We start from the raw sequence: 10,616 nt of genomic DNA, 5'->3' as shown, positions 1-10,616 counted from the left end.
CTAAAATGAATCAGTTAAATCCTTATCGCTACTTCAAATATTTATTTGAGGAGCTACCCAACCGCAAGACGGTAAGTCTTGAGGCTTATTTGCCATGGGCAAAAGTAATTCAAGAGAATTGTCACCAATAAGTAGGGCGATCGTGATCCAAGCTTAAGGATCACGACCGCCTTTTTCAATACGTGTCGTTATGGTGTGCTTACCAAAAATAGTGGGTGTGCTGTCGGTAATCCGTCGGGAGTTTCTATGAGATACCGCTTGGCACAGAAAGCACGTTGTAAAAAAATAACAATCGCTATCAAGTACCGAAGCAGGTGGCTTTGGTTGTTAGCAGTCTTACCGAGATAATAAATAACGATTGAATTAGGGAAGAAAATTCAGTATCATTAGAAACTAAATGATGCAATCCAGTATTTAATATAGGAGGAATAATCTAAGTTGGCTGACTTAGATTATTTTCTTTTAGGGCGGATTTTGTACTTATTCTCAGCCCTCTGTCGAACCCTTTTTCACCAATATTTGGAAATATGATGGCTTTTTCATGCTTACCTAGAGAATAAAAATCTATCTTTTGATAAAGGGTGGTCTCCTTCCTAATTCATTTCCTGAAGACAGAAAAGTGGTCCTGGCCGCATCAGTACTAGAGTTGCTTTTTTATCGCACTCTGGAATTAACCGTTTTATTTTCATCCTGACCATAATTTTCACTTCACCACAACATATAGTGTGTCGGATGTCAACACTTTCTACTGGTTGTATTTTGCGATAATATAAAACTGTTAAATTTGAAAGGGGAAACATAAAATGAAGGTCCAAATTATTGATAAACAAGATTTAAATAACCTTGCCAAGCTGAAGGTTATTAAACGTGATGGGACCAAGACCTCCTTTTATGCATACAAAATCGATTTAGTATTAAATGCACTTAAAGCCGACGACAAGACTAAGCACCTTGTCTACATGACAATTTTTGATGCATTAATCGATGAAGAAGAGGTTCCCGTCACGACCATTGCTAAGCTGTTCATTGAAGGGCTGCAAAAGGCCGGTCACGAGGATTTAGCCCAACAATTTACTGACTACCGGAAAAAGGATGAGGAAGCCTTTGCCGAGGCCACTAACCCGCAACACAAGCTGGAACAACTCTTCGGGCGTAAGGACCAGGTTGTCCACGAAAATGCCAACAAGGATAGCCGGGTTTTTAACACCCAACGGGACCTCGAAGCGGGGGTTGTTAGCCGGGCCCTCGGACTGCGGATGCTACCGGGCATCGTTGCCAAGGCCCACCTCCGTGGTGACATTCACTGGCACGACCTTGACTACTCCCCAGTTACACCGGAAACTAACTGCTGCCTGATTGACTTTGACGAAATGTTCAAGAATGGCTTCAAGATTGGGAATGCCTGGGTTTCCTCCCCCCGGTCCATCCAGACCGCTACCGCGCAGATGTCCCAAATCATTGCTAACGTTGCCTCCTTACAATATGGTGGCTGTTCTGCCAACCGGGTCGACCAACTGCTCGAACCATACGCTAAGATCAACTACGAAAAGCATATGAAGGATGCCGAAAAGTGGATTGCTCCGGATAAGCGGGAAGCCTTCGCCAAGGAAAAGACCAAGAAGGACATCTATGACGCCATGCAGGCCCTCGAATACGAGATCAACACCCTGTACTCCAGTCAGGGGCAAACCCCATTTACGACCATTAACTTTGGCCTGGGGACTAGCTGGATCTCACGGGAGATTCAAAAGGCCATCCTGAAGATTCGGATTAAGGGCCTTGGTAAGGAACACCGGACCGCAATCTTCCCAAAGTTGATTTTTACCCTGAAGCGGGGACTCAATCTGAACCCTGGTGATCCTAATTACGACATTAAGCAACTGGCCCTCGAGTGCTCCACTAAGCGGATGTACCCCGACCTCTTGATGTACGACAAGATTAAGGAAATCACCGGAAGCTTCAAGACACCGATGGGCTGCCGTTCCTTTTTGCAAGGGTGGACCGACCCCAAGACCGGTAAGGAGGTTAACTCCGGACGGATGAACCTCGGCGTGGTAACCGTCAACCTGCCCCGGATTGCCCTCGAAGCCCATGGTGACAAGCGACTCTTCTGGGAAATCTTCAAGGAAAAGATGAACATCTGCAAGATTGCCCTCGATTACCGGATCAAGCGGACCAAGGAAGCCAAACCAGAAAACGCACCGCTCCTCTACATGTACGGTGCCTTTGGTAAGCGGCTGAAGCGGACCGACAGTGTTGACGAGGTCTTCAAGAACAGCCGGGCCACGGTTTCTTTGGGTTACATTGGCCTGTACGAAGTCTGCACGACCTTCTACGGCCCTAACTGGGAGCACAATAAGGAAGCTCATGACTTCGCCGTTTCCATTACCAAGGCCATGCACGACCTTTGTGCTAGGTGGGAAGACGAGGAAGGCTACCACTTTAGCCTGTACTCAACGCCTGCGGAATCTTTGACCGATACCTTCTGCCAGGATGATATTAAGAAGTTTGGCCGGGTTGAAGACGTTACGGACAAGGAATACTACACCAACAGTTTCCACTACGATGTCCGCAAGCACCCAACCCCGTTTGAGAAGCTGGAGTTTGAAGAGGACTTCCCATACCAAGCAGCGGGGGGCTTCATCCACTACTGCGAATACCCGAGCCTGCGGCAAAATCCTAAGGCCCTAGAAGCGGTCTGGGACTGGGCTTACGACCATGTCGGCTACCTGGGAACTAATACCTCAATTGACCAGTGCTTCAAGTGTGGTTTCAAGGGTGAATTTGAAGCGACTGAACGGGGCTTCAAGTGCCCACAATGTGGTAACTCCGACCCGGCAACTTGTGACGTTGTCAAGCGGACCTGTGGCTACCTGGGGAACCCCCAGCAGCGGCCAATGGTTCATGGCCGGCACGAGGAAATCATTCACCGGGTTAAGCACATGAGCCCGTCCATGATCAAGTCTGCCGCCCAGTTCGAAACTTCACGGCAGGGTGACCGGCGTGAGGCGCACGCATCAATCAAGGGAAAACAAATCTAAGGAAGAGGCTTAATGGCAGAGAACAAGCAAACGCAACAACCAAATAATCCTAAGCCCAAGGAGTGGCTGGCTGCGGACCACTCCCTCCAATACGTGGCGGACTACAAGCCCTTTAACTTCGTCGATGGGGAAGGGGTACGGTGCAGCATTTACGTCAGCGGCTGCCTCTTTAACTGTCCAGGCTGCTACAACAAGGCGGCCCAGAACTTCCACTACGGGCAGCCTTACACCCAGGAGCTGGAAGACCAGATCATGGAAGATCTTTCCCATGACTATGTACAGGGCCTGACCCTGTTGGGTGGTGAACCCTTCTTAAATACTCAGGTCTGCCTGAAGCTGGTTCACCGCCTGCGCAAAGAGTTCGGCCATGATAAGGACATTTGGTCCTGGACTGGCTACACCTGGGAAGAGTTGCAAAAGGAGTCCGCTGATAAGCTGGCGCTCCTCCACAACCTTGATATCCTGGTTGACGGCCGCTTCATCCTTGCTAAGAAGGACCTGACCCTTCAGTTTCGGGGGAGTTCTAACCAGCGGATCATTGACGTTCCCAAGTCACTTGATGCGGGGCATGTCGTCATCTGGGACAAGCTTGTCCACTAAGGGGGCTGGTTTTCGTGACTAAATCAGTTGTCAATTGGGCTGGCGAGCCAGCGTGGTTGACTAAGAAAAGGCAGCTAGCGCAGGTATTGCAGGACCGCCTGCCAAAGCTTAAGGGTCAGGAACAATGGCTGCCCTGGCAAGCAGAAACAGGTGGTTACCAGGAAAACTGGTTGGTACACCAGGGACGTGATCTTGTGGCTATTCCCCTGGCCCAGGCCGTCGGTGACTACTCAGCCCTTCTTCAGGAAAACCTAATGGAAAAGGGAATCAGCTGGCAGGATAACCAGTTGTTTGCGGCCCACCTTGCTAACCTGGACGGGGGCCAGTTTATTTACGTCCCCAGTGACCATGATATTGACTTGCCCATTACCTTTGCGCCCCGGGGAATGATGACCAACCCGCAAAACGTAATTATTGTGGGGGCCAACAGTAAGGTTACCCTGGTCGAAAAGATGATGGTCAAGAGTGCCCAACCACTGTTTGCGGACACGGCGATTCTTGTCGGGGCCAACGCAAAGGTATGTTTCACGCAAGTCAACCAGTTACGGGCCCCGGTAATTTTCCAAGGGTTGAGCCTCTACCAGGCGCGCGGTGCGCAGGTAAAGACAAAGTTGACGATGGAAAACGAGGGCGACGTCACTATCAGGCTAAGCAACTTCTTGGATGGGGATGGCAGCCAGTGGACAACCACGGCGGTGCTTAATCCCCGCCGCTATGGTAAGTACCACTTCAGTCCCCAGGTTGATGGCTTCGGTAAGAATAGCCAGGCGGTGTTGACCACCTACCTTGACGAGCGGCAGGGGGGCAGCATCACCCGGGAGCCGTTTAAGCCCACTAGTGGGGAACCTTTAAAGACAAGTGAACGGGTTATTAACACTAAATAACTTAAAACAGGCTTCAGCGAATGGAGCCTGTTTTTGTTTTAAATAAAACAAGTAATCGTTTTCGGCGTATAATTAACAGTGGCTTAATGCTAATTGTTTTGGGAGGGTACTTTATGGAAATCAAAAAACACTACAAACTGTATAAAGATGGTAAGCAGTGGGTCACGGCCGCCGTTGCTACGGTAGCGGCCTCCACCGCCCTATTAATGGGTGGCGTTGTCCACGCTGACCAAGAAACAACTAACACTCAACCACAAACCGGTACGACTAATCAATTAGCAACCATTAGCAACCAGGCACAGTCAAAGACCGTTACCCTTACTAATGACTCTACTAATAATACGTCAACCCAGGATTATGATCATCAGGACAACGGATCCTATGGGAACATGGATTCGGCTAACTTCAACAATAATGAACTACAAGTATCCGGTTGGCAGGCTACTAACCAAGCCGCCAATAAGAACTACCGGTACGTAATCGCCTTCGATGCCACCACTAATACTGAGCTGGGGCGGACCCAGGTTAACAGTGTTGCCCGGCCAGACGTTAAGAACGTCCACAATGTCTACAACGCCGGCGAATCAGGCTTCAATGCATCGATTAAGGTAAACTATGATAAGATGCAGAGCTACCGGGATGCCATCCGGATTATTAGCCGCTACAGTGGCCAACCAGACGGTAATTCCGACTACGTTGACTGGGAATCCCAGCCAATTGTCTTCAATGACAGCAACCAGGGTTACCTGGATGATTTCACCGTTAACAATGGCCAACTTCATGTCAGCGGCTGGAACGCCACAAACCAGGCAATCCAAAAGGGTTACCACTACATCATCCTGTTTGACCAAACGACCGGCCGCGAGGTTACCCGCCAGCTAGTCAAGACTGGCCAGGACCGTCCAGACGTGGCCAAGGTCCACCCGGAAATTGTCAATGCCAATAAGTCCGGCTTTGATGTCAACTTTGCAACGGCCAACCTAAATATCAACCACCGCTACCAAATCATCAGCCGGTACAGCACCGGTGCCAATGGTGAGGGGCAAAATGCTGACTTGTGGTTTGCCGCTAAGTCGTTTGCACCGGTTAACCAAAGCAACCAGGGTTACCTGGACGGAATCAACTTTAGCAATGGCTCACTGGCGGTTTCCGGCTGGCACGCCACCGACTTTTCTAACATCGAAGGCAACCATTTCCTGATCTTGTATGACCAAACGGCCAACAAGCAGGTTGGCCTTGCTAAGGCCACCAGCGTCACTCGGACGGACGTTGCCAAGGCCTACCCAACCGTCAAGTCAGCGCTGAATGCCGGCTTTACAGGGGCCTTTGCTGCTAATGGCCTGCAGAGTGGGCACACCTATGCAGTGGTCAGTCGCTACTCAACCGACGCCAATGGTAATGGTAACGATGGCTTCCACACTGACTTCTGGTCCGCACCATTTACCCTGAACCAGACGGCCTTTAGTGTTGACAATGTTGCGATGACCAACGATGGTCTCCACGTTACTGGTTGGATGGCTAGTGATAACCAGCTCCAGCAGCCTAATGCTTACCTCTTCGTTATGAACAATGGCAAGGAAGTTGCTCGGCAGAAGCTTACCTTGACAGGGCGTCCAGACGTCGCCAAGGTTTACCCAACCATTTACAACAGTGGAAAGAGCGGCTTTGACACCACCATCAAACTGAGTGCCGACCAACTCAACCAGCTGAACGGCCAAATGCAGGTAATATTGCGGTTTGTCAACAGCAACGATGGTAACCCCGGTAACAATGGGGTTACCGACCAGTACAGTGGTAACTACGCAACCAACGCCGGAAACTTTGACTATGTAAAGGTTAATGGCAACCAACTTGAATTCAGTGGTTGGCACGCTGCTGACCAAAGCAGTACCCACCCTTACCAATGGATCATTGTCTTGGCAAACGGTAAGGAAGTTTACCGGGCCCGGATTGACCAGCACGGGATCATTGACCAAGCACGGACCGACGTTGCCAAGGTCTATCCAGCAATTAATAATAGTGACAAGGCCGGGTTCCAAGGTCGCCTGACGCTGAATAACAGTATCACGAACGCCAAAGTTCAACTGGTTCACCGCTTCTCCACTGATGGGACCCACGGTGAAAGCGGCAATAATATTGACTACTGGTCAGAGACGCTCCCTGTTACGGCCAACTACCAAAAAGATAACGATGGGGCGATGGTTACTATCCGTGGTGCAATTGAGAACGGGAAGTTCAATATTTACGACATGCGGACGAACAAGCTCATCAAGAGTCTTGATGCTGGTACCTGGGAGAACCTCGCCTACTCACTGGATACAAACTCCATCAACAATGTCGATGGTTACTTGAGCTACACCGGCTGGTACCGGCCAATTGGGACCAGTCAAGACGGCAAGACATGGTACAAGACCGGGGCAGGTGACTGGCGGCCAATCCTGATGTACGCATGGCCAAGTAAGGATGTTCAGGCCCAGTTCATCAAGTACTTCGTTGCTCACGGCTACACTAACGAAGGCTATGGACTGACTAATGCCGGAGTTGCGAACCTATCAGCCAACACCGACACGAAGACGCTGAACGACTACTCGCAAAACCTGCGTTACGTAATTGAACAGAGCATTGCAGCGAATAAGAGTACCAGCAAACTTGCCAATGATGTGAACGCCTTTATGCAGACGGTGCCTTCACTTTCGGCCGCTTCTGAGCTGCCATTGGCCAACAGTTCTTCCTTCGTTCCGGACATCAGTGGGACGACCAGTGATGACCAGCTGATTTTTGTCAACAATAACTCCAGCGACCAAACTAAGGGGAACACGAGCAACGCCGATAGTAACTACCGGCTGATGAACCGGACCCTGAACAATCAACGGGGGAACACCCGCTTCAGTCCAGAGCTGCTGGTTGGCAACGACATTGATAACTCTACCCCCGTTGTTCAGGCGGAAAACCTGAACTGGGAATACTTCCTGCTCAACTACGGGAAGCTGATGGGTTACAACGCCGATGGTAACTTTGATGGTTTCCGGGTCGACGCTGCCGACAACGTGGACGGGGATGTCCTTGATCAGTTAGGCCAGTTGATGAATGACCTTTACAACACCAAGGGTAACCAGACTAACGCAAACAACCACCTCGTTTACAACGAAGGCTACCACAGTGAGGGCCAGTCCCTGATGGATGGTAAGGGTAACCCAGAATTGTACATGGACTCATCCATGTTCTACACCCTGCAAAATGTCCTTGGCCGCATGAGGGACCGTGACGATATTACCCACCTGGCTACCAACTCAGTTGTCAACCGGGCAAACGATGATGGTAGTAAGACCCAGACACCAAACTGGTCGTTCGTCACTAACCATGACCAGCGGAAGAACCTCATCAACCAGATGATTATCAATGAACACCCTGGTGTAAAGGACATTATGGGGAATGGTTACAAGGCCGAGTACGCTAACCAAGCTTGGCAAGAATTCTATGCGGACCAGGCAAGTACTTACAAGCAGTACGCTGAATATAACGTTCCGGCCCAGTACGCAATCCTGCTGAGTAACAAGGATACCGTGCCGCAGGTTTACTATGGTGACCTTTATAACGAGACCAAGCCGTACATGGCAGAAAAGTCGATTTACTACGATGCCATCACAACCCTGCTGAAGGCCCGGAAGGAGTTTGTCAGTGGTGGTCAGTCAATGGAAAGATACGGTAACCATGCCGTGGCCAGCGTCCGCTTCGGTAAAGGGATCGCCGATGCCAATAGCGTTGGGACCGACCCACTGAGCCGGACGACGGGGATGGCCGTGATTGTTGGTAACGACCCTGATATGACTAGCGATACCTTCATCATCAACATGGGGAAGGAACACGCTAACCAGCAATACCGGAACCTGATTGATACCACCGATGCGGGTCTGACCTATGACGGTACTGGCAGCCTCAACCCAACAACCCTGACGACCGATGCTAATGGTGACCTGTACGTCAAGGTTAAGGGCTTTGCTAACCCATACGTCAGTGGTTACCTGAGTGTCTGGGTTCCAGTCGTATCAGAACAGCAGGATGCCACGACCAGTTCGGCCGACGTTACGTCACAGCCAGGGAAGACCTTTGAGTCCAACGTGGCCTTAGATTCGCACGTGATTTACGAGGACTTTAGTCTTTACCAGCCAGAACCAACCAGTGTCAGTGAGCACGCCTACAACGTTATTGCTAATAATGCCCAAACATTTAGCAACCTCGGGATCACCGACTTCTGGATGGCCCCAGCTTACACGCCATTCTCGATGAGCCGGTATGGCGAAGGGTACGCCACGAACGACCGTTACACCCTGGGGACGACCAAGAACCCAACCAAGTATGGTAGCGGTGAAGAACTGGCCAACGCGATTGCTGCCCTTCACAAGGCTGGCTTGAAGGTTCAAGAGGACCTGGTATTGAACCAGATGATTGGCTTTAGCGGTCAGGAAGCCGTAACGGTCACCCGGGCTAACCAGTACGGGGTACCGCTGAGTGTTGATGGCAAGACCTTTGCTAACAAGATCTACTTTGCCTACACAGTTGGTGGTGGCGATGGTCAAAAGAACTATGGTGGTAAGTACCTTGCTGAACTGCAGGCAAAGTACCCCGACCTCTTCACGACTAAGGCCATCTCGACCGGTGTGGCACCAGACCCAACGACCCGGATTACCCAATGGTCCGCAAAGTATGAGAACGGAACGTCCCTGCAAAACATCGGAGTTGGCCTCGCCGTTAAGCTGCCAAACGGTGATTATGCTTACCTGAATGGTGGTAATAACAATAAGTTTGCGACGACTTTGCCGGAACAGATGGGCTCAATTGATTATTACGTTCAACAAGAACTAAAGAATTAGGCCCTCCTAAAGTGATTACAACAGTGTTACATTAGGGCCCAAAAAGTAGTAAAAGCGGTGATTTACCGAGTCTTTTCCCGGTAAATCACCGCTTTTTTGTCTGCTTTGTTACATTTCGCCCCCGGGACGGCAGGAAAAATTAGGTCCTGACCTGGTGGGCTTTTCGCGGATAATGATAAATAAATTTATTGTGATTGTTACGAATTATTACGCTGACGGGCGAAATTGATATTCGCCAGTAATTCCCGTGTAACTTTGGGCATGTATAGTATTAGGTGTTGATTGATATGAATCAATCCAAGTGATGAGTTAATAAGTAAATAACAGAATTATGTAAAGGATGGGATTTAATCTCTATGAAGTTATCTAAGAACATCGCTAAAATTACTGCTGCTGTTGCTGGAGCCGTTGCATTGGGTACCATTGCTACTGCTACGACCGCAAACGCTGATTCAATTTACACGGTGCAAAGTGGTGATACTTTATCAGGAATTTCCTACAAGTTTGGTCATGATTTAAGCTTTGTTGATACCTTAGCTTCAACCAACCACATTGCCAACAAGAACTTAATCTACGTTGGCCAAAAATTAGTTATTAAGGATAACGGTGAAGTCGCACCAGCAACGCAACAAGAAATTGCTACGCTGCCAAGTGCTACTCCGGAAAACCAAAGCCAAGCGGCAACTAGTCAGGCTCAACAATCAGCTGCTGCTAGCCAAGCCCAACAGTCGACTGCTACCAATCAAGCACAAGCAACGACCACGACTAGCCAACCAGCCGCTGCTAGCCAACAACAAGCTAGTGGTTACACCCAAGCTGCTAACGCGGCCGCAACTGCTGCCTACACTGGTGCAGCAACGACCAACACTAGCTACACTTCAGGCGTAACTGGTGACGAAGCCAGTGCGAAGGCCTGGATTGCTGCTCGTGAATCTGGTGGTTCATACACCGCTACGAACGGTCAATACATTGGTAAGTACCAGTTATCCGCTTCATACTTGAACGGTGACTACTCTGCCGCTAACCAAGAACGGGTTGCTGACCAATACGTTGCTAGCCGTTACGGTTCCTGGACCGCTGCCCAAGCATTCTGGCAATCACACGGTTGGTACTAAAATTTAATCATATTTGCTAAGAAGCTGGAGATGTTTTCTCCGGCTTTTTTTATGAACGAATTAAAAAAGGGAACCGGTACAAAGTGTACTAGTTCCCTTATTTTA

Annotated in this window: 6 protein-coding genes; all 6 read left to right on the top strand. The window is 49.7% G+C overall.

The window, feature by feature from the left end; genetic code table 11:
* The first annotated feature begins 5 nt into the window (after window positions 1-5).
* Window positions 6-131: a transposase domain-containing protein gene (locus QOS01_RS04690; RefSeq protein WP_283621315.1), complete on the top strand. Its 126-nt coding sequence runs from the start codon at window positions 6-8 to the stop codon at window positions 129-131.
* Between the two features lie 672 nt (window positions 132-803).
* A complete protein-coding gene (nrdD, locus tag QOS01_RS04685) occupies window positions 804-3,041 on the top strand; it encodes an anaerobic ribonucleoside-triphosphate reductase (protein WP_283621312.1) in 2,238 nt (745 codons plus the stop codon).
* Window positions 3,042-3,053: 12 nt separating this feature from the next.
* The gene (gene nrdG, locus QOS01_RS04680; RefSeq protein ID WP_283621311.1) at window positions 3,054-3,641 is read left to right on the top strand and encodes an anaerobic ribonucleoside-triphosphate reductase activating protein; all 588 of its coding nucleotides are present in this window, start codon (window positions 3,054-3,056) and stop codon (window positions 3,639-3,641) included.
* A 14-nt stretch (window positions 3,642-3,655) separates the two neighbouring features.
* A complete protein-coding gene (locus QOS01_RS04675; protein ID WP_283621310.1) occupies window positions 3,656-4,525 on the top strand; it encodes a SufD family Fe-S cluster assembly protein in 870 nt (289 codons plus the stop codon).
* Between the two features lie 113 nt (window positions 4,526-4,638).
* A complete protein-coding gene (locus tag QOS01_RS04670; protein WP_283621309.1) occupies window positions 4,639-9,396 on the top strand; it encodes a glycoside hydrolase family 70 protein in 4,758 nt (1,585 codons plus the stop codon).
* Between the two features lie 356 nt (window positions 9,397-9,752).
* Window positions 9,753-10,511, top strand: a complete 759-nt coding sequence (apf, locus tag QOS01_RS04665; protein WP_283621308.1) for an aggregation-promoting factor — start codon at window positions 9,753-9,755, stop codon at window positions 10,509-10,511.
* Window positions 10,512-10,616 lie beyond the last annotated feature (105 nt).

Source organism: Limosilactobacillus avium, from assembly GCF_947381485.1.
Taxonomy (GTDB): domain Bacteria; phylum Bacillota; class Bacilli; order Lactobacillales; family Lactobacillaceae; genus Limosilactobacillus; species Limosilactobacillus avium.
Note: the sequence above shows the minus strand (reverse complement) of the source record. Positions and strands in the feature narration are given on the sequence as shown.

Bases quoted from the DNA above. Each gene is read 5' to 3' on its own strand.
- nrdG (WP_283621311.1), top strand. From the start codon at position 3,054: ATGGCAGAGAACAAGCAAACGCAACAACCAAATAATCCTAAGCCCAAG.
- apf (WP_283621308.1), top strand. From the start codon at position 9,753: ATGAAGTTATCTAAGAACATCGCTAAAATTACTGCTGCTGTTGCTGGA.
- QOS01_RS04670 (WP_283621309.1), top strand. From the start codon at position 4,639: ATGGAAATCAAAAAACACTACAAACTGTATAAAGATGGTAAGCAGTGG.
- QOS01_RS04690 (WP_283621315.1), top strand. From the start codon at position 6: ATGAATCAGTTAAATCCTTATCGCTACTTCAAATATTTATTTGAGGAG.
- nrdD (WP_283621312.1), top strand. From the start codon at position 804: ATGAAGGTCCAAATTATTGATAAACAAGATTTAAATAACCTTGCCAAG.